The following is a 22,952-nucleotide window of genomic DNA, read 5'->3' as shown; positions in this document are numbered from 1 at the left end:
AATTGACCGTGAAAACCAAACAAACCAGATAAACGGCGTGGTATGGCCCCTCAACAAAGCCATTTAGGATGCTAGGCGGTCGGTGCGTTCCTAAACGTGTAGTTGCCCGGAGAGCGCACATTAATATAAGTTACGCCCTCTACCTGCGAAAGTAGTTTGGTCACGATGCGTTCTTTCTTGGCGATATCATCCGAATCGCCCAGCGACACCTCGACGCCGTTGTCGAGATTTGCCGAGATAGCCTCAACGGAAGGCGTGGAAATATCCTTCACCTGGTCCAAGAACTCGCTCGAAAAACCGCGTGCGTAATCCAGGCCGGCCTTGACGGCCTTGGAGCTCACCGCCTGGCCGGAAACTGGAGCGACATCCGCCGAGACATCAGTCAACAGCACCGCGCCATAATGCTTAGCGAGCGCCAGCGCGGCATCGATTCCGGTCAAGGTATTTGAACCCTGCCCTGTCGTGATGACGTTGCCCTGGTCGTCCACTTCGACCGACGTCGACAGCGGGGCGATCCAGGTGTCATCATCCCCGATGGCCCAGGCAAGGTCATCGGAGCTGATATAGGCAATGGCGATGACCTTGCGCTCCATCGGCGTAATGATGAGCGTATGCGGAAACTGACGCTGGACATCCACGCCCGAGACCCACGGGTTCTGCTTGAGGTCCTCGGTAATCTGGTCGGGATCGACGTTAAAAAGCGACGTTCCCTCGGGCAAATCGATCAGCTGGATAGCATCGTGCTTCGTCACATGCTCGCTGCCTTGAATCTGAATATCAGTGGCGGTAAACAATCCAGAGTTGATCACCACGATGGCAACGACGACGAGCACGACCAAGACGGCCAGAACGCCGCCCACGATTTTGCCTTTGCCCGCAACGACAGAAGCGGCGTCTGATGTTTTATTTGCCATCGCCCCAAGTGAAGACAACGGGTTGACGCCTTTTTTACCCGAAGGCTTCTTGGCGGTAGCCGGCACCGATGTCAGCGAGCGCGGTTTCGATGCGCCCAGCGTGCGACCCGGACGCGCCGCTTTAGTTCCCGTCGAGGGCTTAGGAGTTGCCATGGGACGGGCAGGCTTGGCGCCCATAACAGGCTTTGACGATACCGAGGGACGCGAGGACTTTTTTGCGGCCGGACGATTACCGAGCTGAGAGCCGACGACCGGACGACTGGCCTGTCGAGCATGCCCGACAGACTTAGAGCGCGCAACGGTATTGCGTTGAGGTTTGGCAGGCGCGCCGGAACGCCCTCCGGCGCGGCGGAAGGTGGGTTTCGATGCTCTAGAAGCCGAGGAATTTAACTTCCGGTCTGAGCTCGATGCCATACGCCTCCCTCACCTTTCCGTGCACATGTCTAATAACCGCGGCAACGTCATCGGCCGAGGCAGTTCCGTTATTAACGATAAAATTAGCGTGAACGGGCGAAACTTCCGCGCCGCCAATCGAAAAACCCTTTAATCCACAATCCTCGATAAGCTTGCCCACACTCGCATCGGGCGGGTTGCGAAAGACAGACCCGCAGGATGCGCGACCCATGGGCTGCGTACGCTTGCGCCTTGTAAGGTACCGCTCCATGCGCTCGCGAATGTCGGCCTTGGGCGCCGGTTTAAGCTTGAACACGCACTCGAGGATGATCTCATTGCGGGGAAGGCTACATTCGCGGTAGTCCCAAGTGATCTCGGACCCCGCATAATGCTTGATACCGGATGCCGGGTCAAACGTTACGACATCCTCAACCAGCGAGCCAATCCACTCGGTCCGTGTGCCGGCATTCATGGATATCGCACCGCCGACCGAACCAGGAATGCCAACGGCAAACTCAAGGCCCGAGAGGCTACGCGACAGGGCATCGTTGACCAGGCGCGCAAACATCACGCCCGCACCGACCGTCAGCGTACAACCGTCATCGGCAACAACCGTGCGCTGAAACTCACGTCCGAGCGAAATGACGGCACCGCGATAACCGCCATCGGCAACCAGCAGATTGGAGCCCTTGCCGATGATGACCCACGGCACTTGCTCGCGATCGAGCACCGCCACGGCGCGGCGGAGGGCATGATAGCTATGGCACGTCACAAAGAGGTCGGCCTTGCCGCCGATACGATAGCTCGTATGACGCGCAAGGCGCTCGTCCTCGATCACATCCGTGTCGATCATGCCCGAGAGCGCCATGACGGCGTTAAACAGACCCATTAGACTTAAGCGTCTTTCTTGGCAGTCAGATACTCAATGAACTCGGGACCGACGGTCGTAACGTCGCCGGCACCCATGGTGAGCAGCAGGTCGCCCTCGCCCACCATCTGCTCGAGCTCCTGATTGAGCTCAAGACGGCTGGAGCAGTACACGACCTCCTTGCCAGGATGCTTGGCGCGCACGGTATCGGCGAGCATCTTAGAGGTGACACCCGGAATGGGCATCTCGCCAGCCGAGAACACATCAATCAGCAGCAGTTTATCGGCATTGGCAAATGCATCGGCAAAGTCGTCGCACAGGGCCTGCAGGCGCGAATAGCGGTGCGGCTGGAACACGACATCGACGTGCTTGTAGCCCAGCGAGGAAGCGGCAGCAAGCGTCGCCTTGATCTCGGTGGGGTGATGGCCGTAATCATCGACCACGGTGATGCCATCGATATCGCCCACGTGGGTAAAGCGACGGCGGACGCCCTCAAAGCTCGAGAGCGCCTTGGCGGCGGCGTCGATGTCAAGGCCCAGGACATGGGCGACGGTGAGCACCGCCGTGGCGTTGAGCATGTTGTGGCGACCGGGGTTGCTCTTGATCTCCACAGCGTGCTCAGTGCCGTCCTCAAAGCGAACGATAAAGTCACTCTGGATGCCCTTGACATCCGGGTGCACGCAGACGATGTCGTTGCTCTCGGCAAAGCCGTAGGAAAGCACGTGACGGCCCGTCGACTTGGCGAGCTCGACCAGATGCGGGTCCTCGCCGCAGACGATGACGGTGCCGTCCTCGCCCACCAGGCTCATGAATTTGGCGAAAGTTGCCTCGATCTCCTCGATACCCGAGTAGTGATCGAGGTGGTCGGCCTCGACGTTGGTCACAATGACCACGTTGGGGTTCAGGAACAGGAAGGAGCTGTCGGACTCGTCGGCCTCGGCGACAAAGTAGTCGCCCGAGCCGTTCTTGCCGTTCGTGTCATAGCCCTCGACGATGCCGCCGATCAAGAAGCTCGGATCCAGACCCATGCGGTCGAGCATGGTGGCGCACATCGAAGACGTGGTGGTCTTGCCATGCGTGCCGGCAACAGCGACGGTGGTGTAGCCGTGGCCCAAAGCAGAGAGCATCTTGGCACGGGGCCACACGGGAATACCCAGCTCGCGAGCGCGCACGAGTTCAGGGTTGGACTCCGGAATAGCGGTGGACACAACAACCACGTCGGGCTTGACCTCGTCGATCGTGGCGGCCTCATGGCCCACATGCACCTTCACACCAGCGCGGGTAAGCTGGCGGATATAACGTGACGTCTTAAGGTCGGAGCCGGTAACGGCATAACCGCGCTCGTGCAGAACGAGGGCGATGCCGCTCATGCCGGCGCCGCCGATACCGATAAAGTGGGCGCTCTTAAACTCGGGCGCGAAGGTTGCAGTCTGGGAATCAGCCATGTGCTCGTGTACTCCTTGCGTAAACACTGCCTGTAACCCGTTAACTGTACCGCACCTACCGCATCAGCGCGAGGGCGACCGACGATATCCCGTCTAACTAACGCAAACCCTCTACCGCATCCGCCAGAAGAGCGGCGGCCCTATCCCGAGCCAGACCACGCGCCGCCTGACGCATGGCGTCGCGTGCCGCCGCGTCATCGACCAGGTGCAGCAGCTCATCGGCAAAGGCAGAACCGTCGATATCGGCATCGGCACAGAGCACGCCGGCCCCGGCGTCGACCAGATAACGGGCATTGGTGGTTTGGTGGTCGGCCGTCGCATGCGGGTACGGCACGAGCACCGAGGGCACGGCGAGCGCAGCGATCTCGGCCACGCTCGATGCGCCCGAACGCGATAGCACCAAATCGGCAGCAGCCAGCATGTCGCCCATGTTGTCGATGTAAGGCTGGACGCGGTAACGCTTCGCCCCCTCGGGCGTCAGCGCCAAAGCGCGCTCGGTTTCCTCAAAGCCGTCGGCACCCGTCGAATGCAACACATAGAGGTTCTTGCGCGAAAGCAGCTCGTTTTTGAGCGAAGCCACGCGCTCGTTGAGGTGCTGGGCGCCAAGTGAACCGCCAAAGACGAGCAGCAGCGTAGCGTCCTCGGGAACGCCAAGTGCCTTGCGGCCGCGAGCGCGATCGCCCTCGATCACCGAGCGACGTACGGGGTTGCCGGTCATGAGCACGTGGTCAGGGTCACCTTCGCGCTCAAAGACCGAACGCGCTGCCGGCACCGAGATGCACACGCGAGCGGCGTGGGAGTTCATCATCTTGTTGGCCAGGCCCGGAACAGAGTTCTGCTCATGCAGCAGATACGGAACGCCTGCGCCCTTGCACCACCCCAGCAACGGAACCTCGACATAGGCACCAAAACCGATGGCGGCATCGGGCTTGCCGACCTTTGAGAAATGACTGGCGAGCGCACGCTTGGCCTTGTTGACACGCCACAGCGAGGTCAGCGCCGTCCAAGGACGGGAGCGGTCGAAGCCCGTAACCGTAATGGGCACAAAATCAAACCCAGCCTCGGGGACCAGACGACCCTCGAGCTTGCGCGACTGGCCCACGAACACAACGTGGTGGCCACGGTCACGCAGCTCTTCGGCCAAGGCGAGCGCGGGGTTGATATGCCCTGCCGTGCCGCCGGCTGCAATAGCAACGGTCATCTTATCGGTCATGGTAGTCCCTTCGTACACGCGGTCCCTGGTCGTCGGTGCGCAAACGCGCCGACGGGTCCGAGTTCAAATCGATTCGATTATATCCGCCGCCCGCATTGCGAGGAGTTGGGCGCTGCGGACGACCTTGCGGCGCCGTTCGCTGACGCGGACGGGCTGCCGGCTCGGTCGCAGAGCCATCCAGAACGGTAAAGCCGTTACGCGAAGACCGCTCGCCGCGCACGTGGGGCACGCCGGCGGTACTCTCATCCATAACGGCAAAGCTCTCGCGGCGACGGTCGTACTCATCGCGACGGGCGCTCTCGTACGAAACGCGTAGGATCAGACCGGCAAGCATAAGCGACACAATAATCGACGAACCGCCATAGCTAATAAACGGCAACGGTTTGCCCGTCATGGGAAACACGTTGAGGATGCCCAGCGCATTGATCAAAAACTGCACCGCGAGAATGACCGCAGAGCCAGACGCCATGAGCGCGCCCCGACGATCGGTCGCCTGCTCGGCAATGCGAAACGCCGAGTAGATCAGCATCGCAAACACCAAGAAGAACAGGACGGTTCCGACAAAACCGACTTCCTCGCCAATGATGGCCAGGATGTAGTCATTGTGCGCCTCGGGCAGATACGAGTACTTCATGGTTGAGTTGCCGATGCCACGGCCGAACAGACCGCCCGAGGCAAAGGCCATGATGGCAAGCGTGGCCTGATAGCCGTCACCATACTCGTCGGCCCAAGGGTTCAAGGCAACCTGAATACGCACCATACGGTATGGCTCTGCGACAAGCGCAATCACGATCACGAGAATGCCGAAGATTAGCACGCCGATGATAAATCTGGGGTCGAGACCCGCAAACAACGCCATGCACATGAGGGTCAACAGGATGATCAGGACGGTACCGAAATCGGGCTGGATAAAGATCAGAAAGAGCGAAATGCCCAGGTAGATGCCCATCTTGCGAAGGAATTCGTTGATGTTGCCACCGGGCGAAAAGAAGCGATCGAGCATGATGGCCGAATACGCAATGGCAAATGGCTTTAAAAACTCGGAAGGCTGGAACTGAATGCCGGCGATGTTGAGCCAGCGCGTGGCGCCACGGCTGCCGCTGCCCACCAAGAACACCAGAAACAGTAGCCCTATCATGCCTATGAGGAAGATCCTGAGCACATCCTCCCCAAACCAGCTGTCCGGCAAAACGCGCACGATGGCAATCAGCGCCAGAACACCGACCACGGCAAACGCAGCCTGTCGACCCAGAAAAAACGTCGCTGAGCCATTCTCGTGCAGCGCCTCGACCGAAGACGCCGAGTACACCATCAGCAGGCCAAAACACACCAAGATAAACAGACAGGCCATGAATATCAGACGGGGGCGCATGATGCGGGCGGGAACGCCGGCAATATAGCGTTCGCTAAACGACCGCCCGCCGCGACCGGAACGCGGTGTGCTACGCCGCGAGGAAGCACGGTCCGAGTCGGGCCTCCTCATACCTTGTCGGGGGCTCTCCTCTCTCACCGGCAACCCCTATTCCATTTGCGATTTCGCTGCAGCGGCAAGCTGGGCCACATAGTCCTTAAACACGCGGCCGCGCTCCTCATAGCCCGAGAACTCATCGAACGAAGAGCAGGCAGGAGAAAGTAAGATCACGTCGCCACGGCTCGACAGCGAACGGGCAACGTCCACGGCATCGCGTAGGTCATCCGCCTGGGCGATATCCACATCGCCATCGACATCGGCCTCGTCCATAGCGGCGGTGAAGCGCTCGCGCGCATCGCCAAAGCAGACGACCGAGCGCACGTTATCCATAACAACGCGCGCGAAGTCCGTGAGCGGCGTGCCCTTATCGTGGCCGCCGAGCAGCAAGATCACGTCGTCATCGGGAAATGCCGTCAGCGCCTTCTCGACCGCGTCGGTGTTGGTCGCCTTGGAATCGTTGACGTAGCGCACACCGTCAATCTCGCCGCACGGCTCCACGCGATGCTCGAGCGGCTGGAACGAGGCCAGACCGCGGCGGACACCATCGACATCGGCACCGACGGCCAGAGCAGCCGTGGCGGCGCATAAGGCATTGATGACATTGTGGTGGCCCGAGATCTTGAGCTCGGACGTGGCGACAAGCTGAGTCTCGACGCCCTTCAGGCGCACGACCATTTTGCCGTCGCGCACAAAGGCGGCGTCTGCACCCTCGGGCTCGTCAAAAGCGACCTTGCAGATGCGGCGACCCGGCGTATAGATGTACTCATCGAACTCGTGAATGCCGGCGTCTTCGACGTCGACAACCACCAGATCGTCATCGACCATATTGTCAAACAGCTTGATCTTGGCAAGCGCATAGTTCTTATGGCTCTTATGCCAGCCCAAGTGGTCGGGAGTGATGTTGAGCAGCACTGCCACGCGAGGGTGGAGCTCGGTGGTCGTAGCAATCTGATAGCTCGAGAGCTCAGCCACAAACCACTCGTTGTGGGCTCGGCCGTCAATCTCGTTGATAGGCGGCTCACCGATGTTGCCGACAGCTACGCTGGCCTCGCCGGCAGCCTTGAGCAGATAATCAGTCAGCGACGTGGTGGTCGTCTTACCGTTGGTGCCCGTGATGGCAATCCAGTTATCGGGCGACAGGCGATAGGCAAACTCTGGCTCACCCATAATCTGGGCGGCATGTTCGCGCCCGGCCTTAAAGAAGCCCGAGAACTCCGAGATGCCCGGGCACGTCACGCATACGTCATAGGCGCCCTCGACCTGTTCGGTCCCATAGACAAACGACGCACCAGCAGCCTCGAGCGCACGCGTGGCGTCATTGGGCTCAGAGGTGCCGCCGCCATACACGGTAACGGTGCTTACGCGCTCGGGATGTGCCAGCGCCCAGCGGGCGACATCGAGACCGGATTTGCCCTGACCCAAAACGAGCAGGCTAAAGACATCAGCAAGAGGCATGAAAGACCACTATCCCAACTGGAAGAACAGAGCAAGGCCAACGGCACCAAAGGCCGCAGCGATAATCCAAAAACGGATGACGACCTTGGTCTCGGCCCAGCCCTTCTTTTCGAAATGATGATGGATGGGCGCCATAAGGAAGACGCGCTTGTGCGTAAAATGGAAGTAGACAACCTGAATCATGACCGACAGGGTCTCAACGATAAACAGGCCGCCGATGATGAGGGAGACGACCTCGGTGTTGGTCATGATGGACGTGCAGGCAAACGCGGCGCCCAGAGCAAGCGAGCCGGTATCGCCCATAAAGATGCTCGCCGGATAGCAGTTGAACCACAGAAAGCCCAAGCAGGCACCGGCACACGCGGTACAGAAGATGGACAGATTCACGTCTCCGTGCAAAAACGCCATGGCAGCCATGGCGAGCATGGCGATCATGGAGGTGCCGCCAGCAAGACCGTCAAGGCCATCGGTCAGGTTCACGGCATTAGAAAGACCGGCAATCATCAGCCAGCAAAAGACAATATAGAGCCACGGGAACGAATAGCCGCAGATGGTGGTCGAAAGCACGCCAAGGTCGATCGTCAACCCACCGGGAAAACGAATCTCGGGGGCGACGCCGCACCAGTTGACGGCAAGTACCGTAAAGGTGACACAGATAATGGTTAGGCCGATCATCTTGGCATGAGGCGTCAGACCGAGCGAGCGCCCATGCGTAACGGAGGTCAGGTCGTCGATCAGGCCCAGCACGCCGGTCGCCAGCGTGGCGAGCAGTACGAGTACGAGCTCGGTGGTGAGCTTGCCCATCAGCAGGCAGGTCAGCGAGATCGCGACGAGGATGACAACGCCACCCATGGTGGGCGTTCCCTGCTTAACCAAATGACGCTTGGGGCCGTCGGCACGAACCTGCTGGCCGATACCCTCGACCTTGAGCAGCTTGATCCACCACGGCATGAGCAGCAGCGCAATGGCTGCGGCGATGCCAAGCCCCAAAAAAGCCTGATACGTTGGATACGAGGGATTGCCGAACATGGGCTAGCACACACCTTCCACAAAGCGGTCGAGCTCAACAAAGCGGGAACCCTTGACCAGTACAACATCATGTTTTTCAAGCGCGCCGCCCATGCGGTCGAGCACCTGCTGATAATCGGAGAACACCTGGATGCGGTCCTCGTCCATGCCCATCATGCGTGCGGCATCGGCCATAAGCTGGGCCAGCTCACCACCCACGCACGCCAGCATGTCGAGCTTCTTGGCGGCGGCATAGGCGCCCACGAGCTCATGCATGCGAGGAGCCTCATCGCCCATCTCGCCCATCTCGCCCAGGATCGCCATGCGAGACCCCGTGCACGAAAGCGAGCACAGCAGATCGAGGCCAGCAGCCATGGATTCGGCACTGGCGTTATAGGAGTCATCGATGACGCGTGCACCGCTCTTGGCGCGCTTGATCTCCTGGCGGTGTCCGGTGATCGTGAGACCCCTAAAGGCAGCATCGATCTGCTCGGGCGTCACGCCCAGGCGATAGGCAACCGCGGCGGCCTTAACGGCATTAGGAACGGACTGCACGCCGGGGATGGCAAGCATGGTATCGATCGTCTCACCCTGGCCAAAATCGAGCGTAAAGACCGGACGGCCTTCGTCATCAACGCGAACGTCGCGGGCACGGACCTCATCATCGTCCGAGACGCCGGCCAGCATCACGTCGATACCAGCAGGTTGGGCGAACGTGTCGCGAATGAACGGCGTAAAGTCGTCCTCACCGCCCAAAACCAGCAGCGGCAAATAGTCGCCAGCGGCGCACATGCCCTGAACGATCTCGGCCTTAGCGCGGGCGATGTTCTCGCGGCTGCCCAAAATGCCGATATGAGAGGTGCCGATCTTGCTCACGATGGCAAGGTTGGGATTGGCAGACTGAGACAGGCGCTCGATCTCGTGGAAATGGTTCATGCCCATCTCGAGCACCAGGACCTCGGTATCGGCCGGAGCGGAAAGCACCGTGAGCGGCATGCCGATCAGGTTATTGAAATTGCCCTTGGTGGCCCAGACACGATAGCGCTTGGCGAGTACAGCGGCGAGCACGTCCTTGGTCGTCGTCTTGCCGATGGAACCGGTAATGCCAACGACCAGGCAGCCAAGCTCCAGGCGGTACGCGTGCGCCAAACGAAGCAGAAACTCCTCGGGATCATCGGTCAGCAGGATGGCGCATCCCTTGTCCTGCGCCAGCGAGACCAACTCGGCATCGGGCTCACGCGTCATCACGACGGCGCCGGCACCCGACTGGACGGCACGGGAAGCAAAATCATTGCCGTCGACGTTTTCACCGGGAAAGGCGACGAAAATCGTCCCTTCCTCGACCTGGCGCGAGTCGATAACGCACCCGCGGCATACCCGATCGACTTCTCCCGTCACGGTTCGGGCCCCTGTTGCGGCCGCGAGGTTGTTGACGGCGATCTCTATCATTGCAGCTCCCCTGTAAACCTAATAATGCTATCGGCGTATTGTATCCCAGCGCCGCGCATGCGTGGTGCAGGGCATGCGAACACCCCTCATATGGGACAACAAACCACGCCCCAAAGATTGTAACCCCCTACTTCGTGCGCGGGATGCCCAGCACGTCGAGCGCGTTGGCCATAATGGACTGGAACGGCACCGCAGCGGCATCTGAGCCGCTCGGCGTTCCGTCGAGCGTGATATAGCACAGCACCTTGGGTGATTGTGCCGGCGCAAAGCCCATAAAGGACGACATGTAGTTCTCCTTGAGGTAGCCGCCGTTCTCGTCGGCACGTTCGGCCGTGCCGGTCTTGCCCGCCACGTCATAGCCGTCAACCGCGCCGCCAACGCCCGTTCCCTCCGACACGACCGTCTGCATGCACGATGTCACCTGGGATGCTGCATCCTCAGAAATCGCACGCTCGCCTTCGCCCCAGTCCTTCTCGTCGCCTTTGCTGGACTTATAGAAGTGCGGGGTCATCATCACGCCGCCGTTGGCGATGCCGCCCACGGCACGTGCGATCTCAATCGGCGAGACAGACAGCGCCTGTCCAAAGCTCATCGAGCCCAGCGTGGCGCCGTCATACTGGTCACGCTCCTTGACGATGCCCAGGCTCTCGCCCGGAAAATCTACACCAGAGCTGTGACCGATGCCCCACTTGTCCACATAGGCGGCAAAGTCGTCGGCACCGATCTTGCGCCCCACCAGGACAAAGCCCACGTTGGACGAACGGCGCATCATCTCGCGCACATCCATGGTCATGGCATAGTCGCGCTTGTCGGCATCGGTGACGGTATCGTCGCCCACCTTGATGCTCGCCGGCACCTCAAACGACGTACTCGATCGCACGACGCCCAAGTCGAAGCCGGCGCCCGCCACGAGTGTCTTAAAGACCGAGCCGGGCTCGTAGGCGTCGGTAACCAGGCGCAGGTTCATATCCTCGGTCTTGGCGTTTTCCAAATCGGTCTGGTCGTAGGTCGGATACGAGCAGGCTGCCAAGATCTCTCCTGTCGTAGGATCGGTGACCAGCGCCGAGCCGTTCTTGGCCTTAGTCTTCTCAACTGCCTCTGCCAGGGCATCCTCGGCCGCACGCTGGATATTGACGTCGAGCGTCGTCACGATATCAACGCCGTCGACCGCAGCCACCTTTTTATAGGCACCGCCCGCGATATAGCTGCCGTCCCTCGCGCGCTCGCGTACGAGAGAACCGTTCGTGCCGGTCAGAAGCTTGTTGTATTGCTTTTCGAGACCAGTCAAGCCGTCGTTGTCTACATTCACTACACCCAGCACCTGCGATGCCAGATTGCCGTATGGATATACGCGCTTCATGGCCTGCTCAAAAAGCACGCCGGGCAGGTTCTTCTTCTCCAGCGCCACAGCATCGTCTTCGTCCACCTGGCGCTTGATATACACCCAGGTTCCATCGGACTCGACGAGCTTGCGGCAGGTCTTTTTATCGATTCCAGTTGCCTTGACCAGCGCCGACACCGTCTTGTCAACGTCCTCGACAAGCTGCGGGTTCACGGCGATGTTGCGACATTCGACCGACGACGCCAGCACGTTACCGTTGCGGTCGTAGATGGTGCCACGTTTGGCATAGAGGGTCTGCGCAAGCAGGCGACGCGCATCGGCACGCTCGCGCAGTTTATCGGCTTCGACAATTTGATAGTCGGCAAGGCGAAAGACGCCCAAGCCCAAGCCAAGCCCGATGAATCCCATGACGGCTTTGCGGCGAGGCAGCGGCGTGCCCGTGAGCCATTCGGTCGACGAACTCTTGCGCGACCTGGTGTTATGCACTTGAGGGCCACCCGAGCCGCGAAGTCGCGACGCCGGGTCGTTGCCACGGGACCGCCCGGCGTTGTAAGATTGCCGACCCGTTCCTTGATAACCAGAACGTCCCCGCGACGAGGGACGTCCAGAACCGCGGCCCCCATCGGAACCGCGGCGATAGTCATTTGTCATACTCAGCTACCGTCTTGCTACTGAGCGGTCGCGGTCGCGTTGGCGCCCGCGGCTGCATCCTGCGAAAAGTCAAGTGTAACGCTCTCGCTGGGCTCCACCATGCCATAAGCGCCCGCAAGGTCGCGAATGCGCGTGTCGGCGCCATAGACCGAATGCATGACCTCCAGGTCGGAGCTCTCATCGGTCGCCTTTTCGAGCGTGTTGGTAAGCTCGGCGTTGCTGTTGAGCACCTGGGCCGTAACGCCGGCGAGCGCCACGCGGGCGACGCCGATCGTCATGAAGATAGCCGCAATGATGCAAAACGTTTTAAGAACGCTCATGAAAACCGGGCTTACCGCCTGGTTTGCCTGACGGCCCGCGCCCGTGTAGACATCAAAGCGCGGCGTGCGCTGCTCACGGGGAGCAACGGGGGCCTGCGGTGTCTCACGATAGGCGGGCATGGCGTTCATATCATAGGCGAGTGCTGCGTTTGAGGTGTTGTAGCCCATGATATGCCGCCTCCCATCCCGAGTACGTTGGTAGTGTGTTTAAGCTTCGTTTATGGTGCGAGCGGGAGGTCCAATATCGCGCGGTCGCGTCTACAGACGCTGCGCCACGCGGATCTTGGCTGATCTCGCCCGAGGGTTGCGCGCAACCTCATCGGGTTGGGCAACCAGGGGTTTGCGGGTGATGACCTTGAGTATCGGCACGTTGCCGCACACGCACACCGGAATCTCCGGCGGACACGTGCACCCCTGGCTCATCTCCTTAAAGTGGTTCTTTACGATACGGTCCTCGAGCGAGTGATACGAGATGACGCAGATGCGTCCGCCCGGGTTGAGCCACCTTGTGGCGGCGTCTAGCCCTCGCTCGAGCACATCGAGTTCGTGATTGACCTCGATGCGAATGGCCTGGAAACTTTTCTTGGCTGGGTGTCCGCCATGCCGACGAGCGGCAGCGGGGATACCAGCCTTGATGATCTCGACAAACTGACCGGTGGTTTCGATCGGCTCATGCTCGCGGCGGCGCACGATCTCACGCGCGATCTGCGAGGCGAACTTCTCTTCGCCGTAGACGCGTAGAATCCGGGCGAGGTCGTGTTCGTTATAGGTGTTGATGACCTCAGCTGCGTTTAAGGTGTTGTTACCCGGATCCATCCGCATGTCCAATGGGGCGTCCTCGTTGTACGAAAAGCCCCTGCCAGGGATATCGAGTTGCGGCGACGAAACGCCCAAGTCGAACAGGAAGCCATCGACCCCGGGCACCTCGGCCGAGCAAAGCAGCTCGTCCAAGTCGCCGAAGTTGCCCTTCAGCAGCTGGTGCGGTACGCCGGGAACCTCGCGGTCCAGACGGGCGCCAGCGGCCTCGAGGGCCATGTCGTCCTGATCGACGCCGAGCAAAAGGCCGGTCTCCCCCACCTGCGCGGCCATCTTTACCGAATGGCCGGCACCGCCAAGGGTGCAGTCGCAGACGACGGAGCCGCTCTTTAGCTGCAGCGACTCAAGCACTTCGCCGAGCATGACAGGTTCATGCCGATATTCTTGTGTCAAGATCCCACGCTCCATCCGTTACTCGTGCCTTGCCCTTACGAGAAGAAGAGGTCCAGCAGGGCCTCGTCATCATCGTCCTCATCGGCCGTAGCGCGGTCCCAAACCTCAAGGTGGTCGTAGTTGCCCACAACCGTGACCTCGCGGTCGAGGTTCGCCTGCTTGCGGAGAGACTCAGAAAGACCGATACGACCCGCGCTGTCCACATCCATCGACGTGGTGCGCTTGTTGATCGCCCTCATGAGCTTCTGGTCGTTGATGTCACGCGGGTTAAAACCCTCGTGGCCCTCACGACCCGCGAAGAGTCCTTCGACCCACTTATCGAAGGCCTCGGCAGAGAACACGTACAGAGCATCGACATCCAGGGCTTTAAACACGCGAACGTGCTCTCCAAGCTCCTCACGAAGGGGTGCAGGCAGGGACAGACGACCTTTTGCATCGAGATTGCGCTCGTATGCACCCGTCATTCCCATGTGCGCCCTCCCCTCGGTTACTCAGATGGCACGTACGCGGGGAACCACCCCGCCTGTCGACGTCATCAATAATATGGGGAACCGTCCCATTTTTCAACACCTTTCCCCACCCCTTCCCCCACCCCGCCCACCATATATTGCAAAACACCCCCAATCATATGTTCGAAAACACAATATGTTGTGTTTACAGCAACGGCGGGATGCCACCTGTGGCACCCCGCCGTTCAACCTCAACCTTCAAGTTGACCTTGAGGCGATTTTTGCGTCCCTTTACATGCCGTTCACATCGCCCCCAAACTCCCCCACCCAAGGCACATGCGGCCCACCACCGCGACGACAAGTGGCAAAAAATGGGACGGGCCCCAGATTGCCCATGCGCGCGCAAAAGCACGCCGCGGCAATCTGGGGCCCGTCCCCAAATACCTATAGATATGCAGGCCAGCGATGTGTTAACGATGTGCCAGCGGGTGCGCCGCCAGATAGACCTCGGTCAGTTGCGTACGATCGACATGCGTGTAGACCTGCGTGGTCGATATATCGGCATGTCCCAAGATCTCCTGTAGCACACGGAGGTCTGCACCGCCCGCAAGCATATGGGTGGCAAAGGAGTGACGCAGCGTATGGGGATGGAGTCCCACCAGCCCCACCTGGCGCCCGTAGCGCTCACAGATGGCATGGATGCCCTGGCGCGACAGACGGCGGCCGTTCTTATTTAAAAAGACCGCCGAGGTCTCGGTTCCGTGGGCATGGGCCGCCAAGCGAGAACGCCCCTCAGTTAAATAGAGCGTCAGAGCTCGCGCCGCGCTTCCCACCAGCGGGGACAGGCGTTCCTTTGAGCCCTTACCGCGAACGAGCACAAAGCCATCGTCGATATGGATATCGCCCACATCGAGCCCCACCAACTCGCTCACACGCAAGCCGCATCCGTAGAGCACTTCCAAGATGGCATGGTCGCGCAAGCCCATCTCGCCCTCGGGGAAGTCTTGATCGAGCAGCGCCGAGACATCCTCCACCGATAGATACTCCGGCAAACGCTCAGCCTTTTTAGGCAGGCGCAACGCCGCCGTTGGATTTTGGGCCACAATCCCATCGCGCACCAAAAAGGCATGCAGGCCCTTCACGGCCGCAAGCGCACGCTCCACCGAGGCATCGGAATAGCCCCCATCGCGACGGTCGGCGACAAAGCCCTCCACGACCTGACGAGTCGCCTCATCAAAAGACATGATGCCCGCCCGCTCCAGATAGGCGCAGTACGTCGTCAGGTCACGACGGTAGGCCGCAATCGTGTTGCGCGCCAAACCCCGCTCGACCGCGAGGTAATCGAGATACTCCCCCGCCGCCACGGCGAGCGACGAGGGAGTAGCTTCGGTATGTTCTTTGTTCGCCGGCACCCTTAGTCCGTAGCGAGGTTCATGGGCGTCACCTGTAGGCGATCGACACCCTCGTGCTGACCGATCGAGGCACGCACGAACTCTCGGAACAGCGGCTGCGGGTTGGTCGGACGGCTCTTGAACTCGGGGTGAGCCTGGGTTGCCACATACCACGGATGCACGTCGCGCGGCAGCTCGACCATCTCGACCAGGCGCTCGTCGGGTGAGAGGCCAGAGATAACCAAGCCGGCGTCCTCGAGCTGGTCGCGGAAGGCGTTGTTAAACTCAAAGCGGTGACGGTGACGCTCGTAGACGAGATCCTCGCCATATGCCTCGCGAGCGAGGGTATCGGCGGCGAGCTTGCACGGATAGGCGCCCAGACGCATGGTGCCGCCCTTCTCGGTCACATCCTCCTGCGAGCTCATCAGATCGATGACGCTAAACGGACCGTCCGGGTCGAACTCGGAGGAGCTGGCGCCGGCAAGGCCGACGACGTTGCGGGCGAACTCGCACACGGCTACCTGCATACCCAGGCAAATGCCCAGATACGGAATCTTGTGCTCGCGGGCAAACTCGGCCGCGAGGATCTTGCCCTCCAGGGCGCGCTTGCCAAAGCCGCCGGGGACCAGGATACCCGAAGCGTCGCCCAGAACTTCGGAGACATTCTGCTCGTCGAGGCTCTCGCCGTCGACCAGCTGGACGTCCACATGGCGATCGTAGAAGACGCCCGCATGGTGCAGGGCCTCGATAACCGACAGGTACGCATCGGGCAGCTGCGTGTACTTGCCAACGACGGCAATCTTCACCTTGTCGGCGTGATGGTTGGCGTGATTCTGTTTGCGCAGGAACTCGTTCCACTCGCTCATGTCGCGCTCACGCGGGTCCAGACCCAGGCGCTCGCAAATGCGCAGGTCAAAGTCCTGCTCGGCAAGCAGCTGCGGAACATCGTAAATGCTCGCGCAGTCCTCGTTGGTAAAGACGCAATCGGTGTCGACGTCGCAGAAGCTTGCGATCTTTCCGCGGATAGCGTCATCGATATGGTGGTCGGAGCGCAACACGATAATATCGGGCTGGATGCCAAAGCTGCGGAGCTCCTTGACGGAATGCTGCGTGGGCTTGGTCTTGACCTCGTGGGCGGCGGCGATATAGGGAACGAGCGACACGTGGATGTAGCAGACGTTCTCGGGGCCGGCCTCCTTGCGGTACTGACGAATGGCCTCGACAAACGGTTGGGACTCGATGTCGCCGATCGTGCCGCCCAGCTCGGTGATGACTACATCGGAGCCGGTCTGCTCCTCGATGCGGCGGAACTTATCCTTAATGGCATTGGTGACGTGAGGAATCACCTGCACGGTGCCGCCCAAAAAGTCGCCGCGACGCTCGCGGGCGATTAGGCTTTTGTAGATGGCACCGGTCGTAAAGTTGGAATCGCGGGTCAGGTTCTCATCAATAAAGCGCTCGTAATGACCCAGGTCCAGGTCGGACTCGTAACCATCCTCGGTTACAAAGACCTCACCATGCTGGAACGGGCTCATGGTACCGGGGTCGACGTTCAGATACGGGTCGGCCTTCTGCATCGTTACTTTGTAGCCACGCGACTTGAGCAGACGGCCCAGCGAGGCCGCGGTGATACCCTTGCCCAGGGACGAAACCACGCCACCGGTTACGAACACATGCTTGGTCATATTGAGTTACCTGCGCTTCCCGTAGAAGTTGTTTATCCACATCTTACGGGTCTTCATTGTAATACTCGCGCCGCGGACCGTTCGCAATTTTTCTCGTGTGCGATTGCATTTCTCAATCTTGAAACAAAACGCCGCCCGGTTTCCCAGGCGGCGTCGCTATGGCAAGGGTTACATGCTGCTATCGATCAGCAACCTCGTCCTCAAGCATTTCTTGAACGAGCATGCCGGTACGGACGCCCTCAAGATACCACTCGCCACGTTCGGTGAGGCAAATGCCATTTGCAAGCTGACCGCCGTCATCGCTATAACGCGAGACGACATCAATCATGCCTTCGGAATCCAAGCGATCGATTGCGGCGCGGGCACGATACGGCGAAACCCCCACGCGCTCGGCAAGCGTTTTGCGCGAGAAACCATACGGCCCGCCATTGTCTTCGGTTTGCTGGTCGATCTCCATCAACACCAGCACCTCGACACGCTTCATATCGTTGACACTCGCACGACCCTTGCCCGCCATGGCAGCCTCCTCAAACCGAGCACGAGCATCTAACGCGCCGTGCGCGACCGACACACCTCACGATGGCAGGTAATATCCATCATGCGGCATCCCGCTAAGGATGAAACAGTTACGGTTATTGTATACCGCTCAAATTGTTTCTAGGCAGGTAAACGACTATTTTTCGCCGAAATAGGCGCTTTATTGATCAAAAAGCCGTACCGGGCGCTAACCCGATACGGCCAAAATGCAATGCAATTACCGCGGTGCTTCAAACTTAGCGATGGAAGAAACCGCGGCGCTCAAACTTGGGCTCGCAGCACACGTTGATACCCAGTTTGCGCAGTACCGTCTCGTCCGTCGGCGAGATAATCACGCTAAAGAAGGCGTCGCAACCGCGCAGCTGCTCCAGGCCCGAAAGGACGCGAGCGGCCGTCTCACTCGTGGCCGAGGTGATCGAGAGCGCCATAAGCGTCTCGTCGGTGTGCAGCCGCGGGTTCTTGCTACCCAGGAAATGCGTCTTGAGCTTGCTGATAGGCTCGATCGCCTCATCGCTGATGACCTCGAGCTCAAGATCAACGCCCGAGACATGCTTAAGCGCGTTCATGATGAGCGAGCTCGCGGCGCCCAGGCGCGTGGAAGTCTTACCGGTCACCACGGAGCCGTCGGGCATGACCATGGCGCCTACGGGGCCACCCGTCAGCTGCTCCCTGGTAAGGGCGGCCGAGCGTGCCGGCGAGTAATTCTTGTCGATACCGGCCTTCTTCATAATGAGCTTGAGACGATCAACCTGCTCATCGCCCACGCCGGTGCGGCGCACGGCCTCGACCGCAGAAAAGTAGCGGCGGACGATCTCCATCTTGGAGGCATCGCGACAGGCATCGTCATCGGTGATGGCAAAGCCGACCATATTGACACCCATGTCGGTGGGGCTCTGGTAGGGGCTCTCCCCCAGAATCTTTTCCATCAGGGCACGGACCACCGGGAAAGCCTCGACGTCACGGTTGTAGTTGACCGTGGTCTTGTTGTAGGCCTCCAAGTGGAAGGAGTCGATGATATTGGCATCGTCGAGGTCGGCCGTGGCGGCCTCATAGGCGATGTTGACCGGATGCGTGAGGGGCAGATTCCAGACCGGGAACGTCTCGAACTTGGCGTAGCCGGCAGCGGTGCCGTGTTTGTGCTCGTGATAGAGCTGAGACAGGCAGGTGGCGAGCTTGCCCGAGCCAGGGCCGGGCGCAGTCACGACGACGAGCGGACGGGTGGTCTCGACAAACTCGTTCTTGCCATAGCCGTCGTCGGACACGATCAGGTCGACGTCGTGCGGATAGCCCTCGATGGGATAGTGCAGCTTGGCGGGAATGCCGAGCGCATTCAGGCGATTACGGAACACATCGGCGGCGGGCTGGCCGGCGTACTGGGTGATGACCACCGCCGCGACAGCGAAACCGTTGCCGCGGAACAAGTCGACCAGGCGCAAAACGTCCTCGTCATAGGTAATGCCCAGGTCGCCACGGGCCTTATTCTTCTCGATGTGGTTCGCGTTGATCGCGATGATGACCTCAACGTCATCGGCAATGCTCTTGAGCATGCGAAACTTGCTGTCCGGCTCAAAACCCGGCAGCACGCGGCTGGCATGATAGTCATCGAACAACTTGCCGCCAAACTCCAAATACAGCTTGCCGCCAAACTGCGAGATGCGCTCCTTAATATGAGCGGCCTGCAGCTCGATATACTTCGCGTTGTCGAAACCCTGGCGCATGTATGGCTCCCGTCCCGTTTCGTAAATTAAGTTCCTACGCGATTATAACGGAGCCTGCCCTCCCCGATGCCCAGGCCATCAACAGGCACCAACCAAACACGCCATCGATAAGTTGCGGTGAAATAGCTCCTGTTTAACCCCTCAAGACGGCCAAACGGGAACTATTCCACCGCAACTTCCCCTTTTGGCGCAAAGTAACCTGACCCCTTTGCACCAACAGCAGAAACGTCGCGGGCAGAGAACGGACAGCGAACAGACACCAGAGCGAGCAAGCCGCCCCCTGCGCCAACAATGGCAGCGCCGCAGGTTGAGCATAAGTCAGCGAAAGCCCACCAGAGCGAGCAAGGTGACGTGAAAGAGGAGGGCATAGGCCTTTTGGCCATGCCCGACGATTGAACGTCAGATTGCCGCTCTGGCGGGCTTGCAGCGTCGAGTGGTTCCGGCGTTTGGTAAAACGCCGGAACACAAGAGCGCCCCCTCCCGCGCACGGAACGGGAGGGGGCTAAAGGTAGGAGTCTACCGGTGGGGTTACCCCACCGGACAGACGATGACCAGGTGATCCGTTATAGGATCGTCATGGTTTCCGTGGGGTACCCAAGGGGTACTTAGAGCATCACGCAAGCGACGGTCAGAATGACGGCGCAGACGACGGAGAGAGCGACGATGAGCTTAAGCGCAAACTTGAGCCAGGTCGTCCACTCGATCTTGGCCAGGGCAAGACCGCCCATGATGGCGCCGGAGGTCGGGGTGAACAGGTTCACGACACCGATGGCGGCGGAGAAGATCATGACCATGACCTCGGGCGAGAAGCCGAGCTTGACAGCCAGCGGTCCCATGATGGGCATGGAGACGGTGGCCATGCCGGAGGTCGAGGGGATCAGGAAGGACAGGCCGAAGTAGACCAAGAAGCTCATGGGGGCGAAGATCACGCCGGACAGGCCGGACAGAGCATTGGCGGCAGCGTCGAGGACGTAGACGTCGAGGCCGGTGCTAGCCATGAGGACGGAGATACCACGGGCAAGAGCGATGACGAGGACAACGGACATCATGTCGGCAGCGCCGGTGATGAAGGTGTTGACGATCTGCTTCTCGGACAGGCCGCCGATGATACCGATCAGGACAGCCATGAGGAAGAACCAGGTGGAAGCCTCGTCGAAGTACCACTGGCCAATGGGCAGGCCGGTGATCAGGGCAGACCAGCCCTGAACGATGGCGTTACCGTCGGCGTCATAGACAGCGCCAGCATCGAAGAAGTTGGCGACGCCCTCATTGAGGTCGGCCAGCGGGATGAAGCCGACGATCATGACGACGAAGGTGAAGGCAAAGGCGATCAGAACACCCTTCTGACGACCGGTGAGCTTGACCTCCTTGTGAACCTCGGAAGCAGCCTTGCCGTGAGCCTCTTCGGCGTCCTTGAGCTCCTGCATCGAAAGGATGGTGGAACCCTTGTCAGCCTTGACCTTCTTGGCATAGCTCATAACGAAGAGGATGGACATAACAGTGGTAACAATCCACAGGACGGCACCGAGGCCGATGATGATGGACTGGTTGACCTCAATGCCAACGCCGGTCAGAGCGTCAACGGCAGCACCGACGGCAAACGGGTTAACCGTGGAGCCGAGGCAGCCGCAGCCAGCGCCGAGCAGGACGGTAGCAGCGCCGACCATGGGGTCGAAGCCAGCAGCCATCATGGTGGCGGCGAGCAGGGCGTAGAAGGGAACGGTCTCCTCGCACATACCATAGGTGGTACCACCGAGGGAGAAGATGAGCATCAGCACGGGAATGAGCATGATCTCATTGCCCTTAAGCTTCTGCACCAGAACGGCAATGCCGTTGTCCAGGGCGCCGGTCTCGGTCATCATGCCGAGGAAGCCGCCGAGGATCATAACGAAGAGGCAGACGGGCAGAGCGTCAGCGAAGCCCTTGACCGGGGCGGTGCAGAAATCGCTCAAGCGGGCAGCGGTAACCGCGCCACCGGACGTACCGGAGACGATAACGGTGATAACCGCGACGATTGCCAGCAGAGCAAGAAGAATGGTGAACGATGAAGGCATACCGCGCTTTTTCTTAGCGGTCTCAGTCATAGTTCTCATCCCCCCTTCATAAATCAATTACTGATCTCGCCCGAAGCGGCTCTTCCGTGCCGTGCATGTCGCTCTGTGCGAGATTTTTACCAGACAAAAGCGCTCGGGGTGCGCAGCAATGCACCCCGAGCGAGATGCTAGATGCTCTTACTTGAGCGTAGCGTACATGACAGCCTTGATGGTGTGCATGCGGTTCTCGGCCTCGTCGAAGACCTTGGAAGCGGGGCTCTCGAAGACCTCGTCGGTGACCTCCTGCTCGGTGATGCCGAACTGCTCGCACTTCTCGGCGCCAATCGTGGTGTTGGTGTCGTGGAAGCTGGGCAGGCAGTGCAGGAAGATGGCACCCGGGTTGGCCATAGCCATGACCTCGGAGGTAACGCGATACGGGGTGAGCTGAGCGATGCGCTCGGCCCAGACCTCGTCGGGCTCGCCCATGGAGACCCACACGTCGGTGTAGAGAACGTCAGCACCGGTGACGCCGTCCTTGACGTCGGTGGTCAGCTTGATGGTGCAGCCGTTGGCCTCAGCGATGGGCTTGCAGGCCTCGATGACGTCGTCAGCGGGCATGCACTCCTCGGGGCCGCAGGCCACGAAGTTCATGCCGAGCTTGGAGCAGACGACCATGAGGGAGCGAGCGACGTTGTTCTTGCAGTCGCCCATGAAGACGAGGGTCTTGCCCTTGATGTCGTAGTTGAAGTTCTCCTGGACGGTCAGGATGTCGGCGAGCATCTGAGTGGGGTGCCACTCGGTGGTCAGACCGTTCCAGACGGGCACGCCGGACTTAGCGGCAAGCTCCTCGACGTCGTCCTGGGCAAAGCCACGGAACTCGATGCCGTCATACATGCGGCCGAGAACGCGGGCGGTGTCCTCGATGGACTCCTTCTTGCCCATCTGCGACGAGCCCGGATCGAGGTAGGTGACGCCCATGCCCAGATCCATGCCGCCGACCTCGAAGGCGCAGCGGGTACGGGTGGAAGTCTTCTGGAAGAGCAGGACGATGTTCTTGCCCTCGAGATAGCGGTGCGGAACGCCAGCGCGCTTCATGTCCTTGAAGTTCTTGGAGAGCTTGAGCAGGTACTCGATCTCCTCGGTGGTGAGGTCGAGGAGCTTGAGGAAGCTACGGCCGGAGAGGTTAACACCCATGGTTCGAATCCTTTCGAAGAAATGAATTACGTAAGTATTAGTGTTGCCCGTTTAACGGGCGAAGCCGGTGCGGTTGTAGGGGGACCGCACCGGAAACGGAAAGACTTAGAGGTCCTCGCGCCAGAAGGGCATGCTCATGCAGCGCGGGCCGCCACGGCCGCGGGAGAGCTCGGCGGAGGGCACGACGAGAAGGTCCAGGCCCTCCTT

At 60.2% G+C, this 22,952-nt stretch carries 19 protein-coding genes; all 19 read right to left on the bottom strand.

Annotated features, from left to right (window positions below; translation table 11 throughout):
• Positions 1-71: 71 nt before the first annotated feature.
• A complete protein-coding gene (locus DWV43_RS03155) occupies positions 72-1,091 on the bottom strand; it encodes a cell division protein FtsQ/DivIB (protein ID WP_233539191.1) in 1,020 nt (339 codons plus the stop codon).
• 193 nt (positions 1,092-1,284) lie between these two features.
• Positions 1,285-2,196: a UDP-N-acetylmuramate dehydrogenase gene (murB, locus tag DWV43_RS03150; protein ID WP_117640323.1), complete on the bottom strand. Its 912-nt coding sequence runs from the start codon at positions 2,194-2,196 to the stop codon at positions 1,285-1,287.
• Between the two features lie 5 nt (positions 2,197-2,201).
• Complete coding sequence (gene murC, locus DWV43_RS03145) at positions 2,202-3,620, bottom strand: UDP-N-acetylmuramate--L-alanine ligase (protein ID WP_117817055.1); 1,419 nt, start codon at positions 3,618-3,620, stop codon at positions 2,202-2,204.
• A 97-nt stretch (positions 3,621-3,717) separates the two neighbouring features.
• Positions 3,718-4,833 carry an undecaprenyldiphospho-muramoylpentapeptide beta-N-acetylglucosaminyltransferase gene (murG, locus tag DWV43_RS03140; RefSeq protein WP_117817054.1) on the bottom strand — a complete coding sequence of 372 codons (1,116 nt, stop codon included), beginning with the start codon at positions 4,831-4,833 and terminating at the stop codon, positions 3,718-3,720.
• On the bottom strand, positions 4,823-6,316 hold the full coding sequence (gene ftsW, locus DWV43_RS03135; RefSeq protein WP_117640325.1) for a putative lipid II flippase FtsW: 1,494 nt from the start codon (positions 6,314-6,316) through the stop codon (positions 4,823-4,825). The genes murG and ftsW overlap by 11 nt, the downstream gene beginning before the upstream one ends.
• Positions 6,317-6,352: 36 nt before the next feature.
• Entirely contained in the window at positions 6,353-7,759 is a 1,407-nt protein-coding gene (gene murD / locus DWV43_RS03130; RefSeq protein ID WP_117817053.1) for a UDP-N-acetylmuramoyl-L-alanine--D-glutamate ligase, read from the bottom strand.
• Positions 7,760-7,768: 9 nt separating this feature from the next.
• Positions 7,769-8,788, bottom strand: a complete 1,020-nt coding sequence (mraY, locus tag DWV43_RS03125; RefSeq protein ID WP_089571579.1) for a phospho-N-acetylmuramoyl-pentapeptide-transferase — start codon at positions 8,786-8,788, stop codon at positions 7,769-7,771.
• Between the two features lie 3 nt (positions 8,789-8,791).
• Positions 8,792-10,216: a UDP-N-acetylmuramoyl-tripeptide--D-alanyl-D-alanine ligase gene (murF, locus tag DWV43_RS03120; RefSeq protein ID WP_117817052.1), complete on the bottom strand. Its 1,425-nt coding sequence runs from the start codon at positions 10,214-10,216 to the stop codon at positions 8,792-8,794.
• A 127-nt stretch (positions 10,217-10,343) separates the two neighbouring features.
• A complete protein-coding gene (locus DWV43_RS03115) occupies positions 10,344-12,044 on the bottom strand; it encodes a peptidoglycan D,D-transpeptidase FtsI family protein (RefSeq protein ID WP_369831529.1) in 1,701 nt (566 codons plus the stop codon).
• 182 nt (positions 12,045-12,226) lie between these two features.
• Positions 12,227-12,697, bottom strand: coding sequence for a hypothetical protein (locus DWV43_RS03110; RefSeq protein ID WP_117584230.1), 471 nt, complete (start codon positions 12,695-12,697; stop codon positions 12,227-12,229).
• Positions 12,698-12,787: 90 nt separating this feature from the next.
• Complete coding sequence (rsmH, locus tag DWV43_RS03105; RefSeq protein WP_117636014.1) at positions 12,788-13,753, bottom strand: 16S rRNA (cytosine(1402)-N(4))-methyltransferase RsmH; 966 nt, start codon at positions 13,751-13,753, stop codon at positions 12,788-12,790.
• A 20-nt stretch (positions 13,754-13,773) separates the two neighbouring features.
• Positions 13,774-14,208, bottom strand: a complete 435-nt coding sequence (locus tag DWV43_RS03100; RefSeq protein ID WP_035137949.1) for a division/cell wall cluster transcriptional repressor MraZ — start codon at positions 14,206-14,208, stop codon at positions 13,774-13,776.
• Between the two features lie 449 nt (positions 14,209-14,657).
• Entirely contained in the window at positions 14,658-15,599 is a 942-nt protein-coding gene (xerD, locus tag DWV43_RS03095; RefSeq protein WP_172674638.1) for a site-specific tyrosine recombinase XerD, read from the bottom strand.
• 2 nt (positions 15,600-15,601) lie between these two features.
• Positions 15,602-17,263 carry a CTP synthase gene (locus DWV43_RS03090; protein WP_055252564.1) on the bottom strand — a complete coding sequence of 554 codons (1,662 nt, stop codon included), beginning with the start codon at positions 17,261-17,263 and terminating at the stop codon, positions 15,602-15,604.
• A 178-nt stretch (positions 17,264-17,441) separates the two neighbouring features.
• Entirely contained in the window at positions 17,442-17,780 is a 339-nt protein-coding gene (locus tag DWV43_RS03085) for a hypothetical protein (RefSeq protein ID WP_040358312.1), read from the bottom strand.
• A 256-nt stretch (positions 17,781-18,036) separates the two neighbouring features.
• On the bottom strand, positions 18,037-19,518 hold the full coding sequence (locus tag DWV43_RS03080; RefSeq protein ID WP_117638233.1) for a DUF1846 domain-containing protein: 1,482 nt from the start codon (positions 19,516-19,518) through the stop codon (positions 18,037-18,039).
• A 605-nt stretch (positions 19,519-20,123) separates the two neighbouring features.
• Positions 20,124-21,611 (bottom strand): YfcC family protein, encoded by a 1,488-nt coding sequence (locus DWV43_RS03075; RefSeq protein WP_369832310.1) that lies wholly within the window; start codon positions 21,609-21,611, stop codon positions 20,124-20,126.
• Positions 21,612-21,749: 138 nt separating this feature from the next.
• On the bottom strand, positions 21,750-22,745 hold the full coding sequence (gene argF / locus DWV43_RS03070; protein WP_117584234.1) for an ornithine carbamoyltransferase: 996 nt from the start codon (positions 22,743-22,745) through the stop codon (positions 21,750-21,752).
• Positions 22,746-22,850: 105 nt separating this feature from the next.
• Positions 22,851-22,952 (bottom strand): arginine deiminase family protein (locus DWV43_RS03065; RefSeq protein ID WP_147343553.1); only part of this gene is annotated, 102 nt, incomplete at its 5' end.

Origin of the sequence: Collinsella sp. AF05-9 (assembly GCF_003465595.1) — a bacterium.
Classification (GTDB): domain Bacteria; phylum Actinomycetota; class Coriobacteriia; order Coriobacteriales; family Coriobacteriaceae; genus Collinsella.
The sequence above is the reverse complement of the archived record's forward strand: the minus strand, read 5'-3'. Positions and strand labels throughout refer to the sequence as shown.

Bases quoted from the DNA above. Each gene is read 5' to 3' on its own strand.
- DWV43_RS03155 (WP_233539191.1), bottom strand. From the start codon at position 1,091: ATGGGCGCCAAGCCTGCCCGTCCCATGGCAACTCCTAAGCCCTCGACG.
- murB (WP_117640323.1), bottom strand. From the start codon at position 2,196: ATGGGTCTGTTTAACGCCGTCATGGCGCTCTCGGGCATGATCGACACG.
- murC (WP_117817055.1), bottom strand. From the start codon at position 3,620: ATGGCTGATTCCCAGACTGCAACCTTCGCGCCCGAGTTTAAGAGCGCC.
- murG (WP_117817054.1), bottom strand. From the start codon at position 4,833: ATGACCGATAAGATGACCGTTGCTATTGCAGCCGGCGGCACGGCAGGG.
- ftsW (WP_117640325.1), bottom strand. From the start codon at position 6,316: ATGAGGAGGCCCGACTCGGACCGTGCTTCCTCGCGGCGTAGCACACCG.
- murD (WP_117817053.1), bottom strand. From the start codon at position 7,759: ATGCCTCTTGCTGATGTCTTTAGCCTGCTCGTTTTGGGTCAGGGCAAA.
- mraY (WP_089571579.1), bottom strand. From the start codon at position 8,788: ATGTTCGGCAATCCCTCGTATCCAACGTATCAGGCTTTTTTGGGGCTT.
- murF (WP_117817052.1), bottom strand. From the start codon at position 10,216: ATGATAGAGATCGCCGTCAACAACCTCGCGGCCGCAACAGGGGCCCGA.
- DWV43_RS03110 (WP_117584230.1), bottom strand. From the start codon at position 12,697: ATGGGCTACAACACCTCAAACGCAGCACTCGCCTATGATATGAACGCC.
- rsmH (WP_117636014.1), bottom strand. From the start codon at position 13,753: ATGGAGCGTGGGATCTTGACACAAGAATATCGGCATGAACCTGTCATG.
- DWV43_RS03100 (WP_035137949.1), bottom strand. From the start codon at position 14,208: ATGGGAATGACGGGTGCATACGAGCGCAATCTCGATGCAAAAGGTCGT.
- DWV43_RS03090 (WP_055252564.1), bottom strand. From the start codon at position 17,263: ATGACCAAGCATGTGTTCGTAACCGGTGGCGTGGTTTCGTCCCTGGGC.
- DWV43_RS03085 (WP_040358312.1), bottom strand. From the start codon at position 17,780: ATGGCGGGCAAGGGTCGTGCGAGTGTCAACGATATGAAGCGTGTCGAG.
- DWV43_RS03080 (WP_117638233.1), bottom strand. From the start codon at position 19,518: ATGCGCCAGGGTTTCGACAACGCGAAGTATATCGAGCTGCAGGCCGCT.
- DWV43_RS03075 (WP_369832310.1), bottom strand. From the start codon at position 21,611: ATGAGAACTATGACTGAGACCGCTAAGAAAAAGCGCGGTATGCCTTCA.
- argF (WP_117584234.1), bottom strand. From the start codon at position 22,745: ATGGGTGTTAACCTCTCCGGCCGTAGCTTCCTCAAGCTCCTCGACCTC.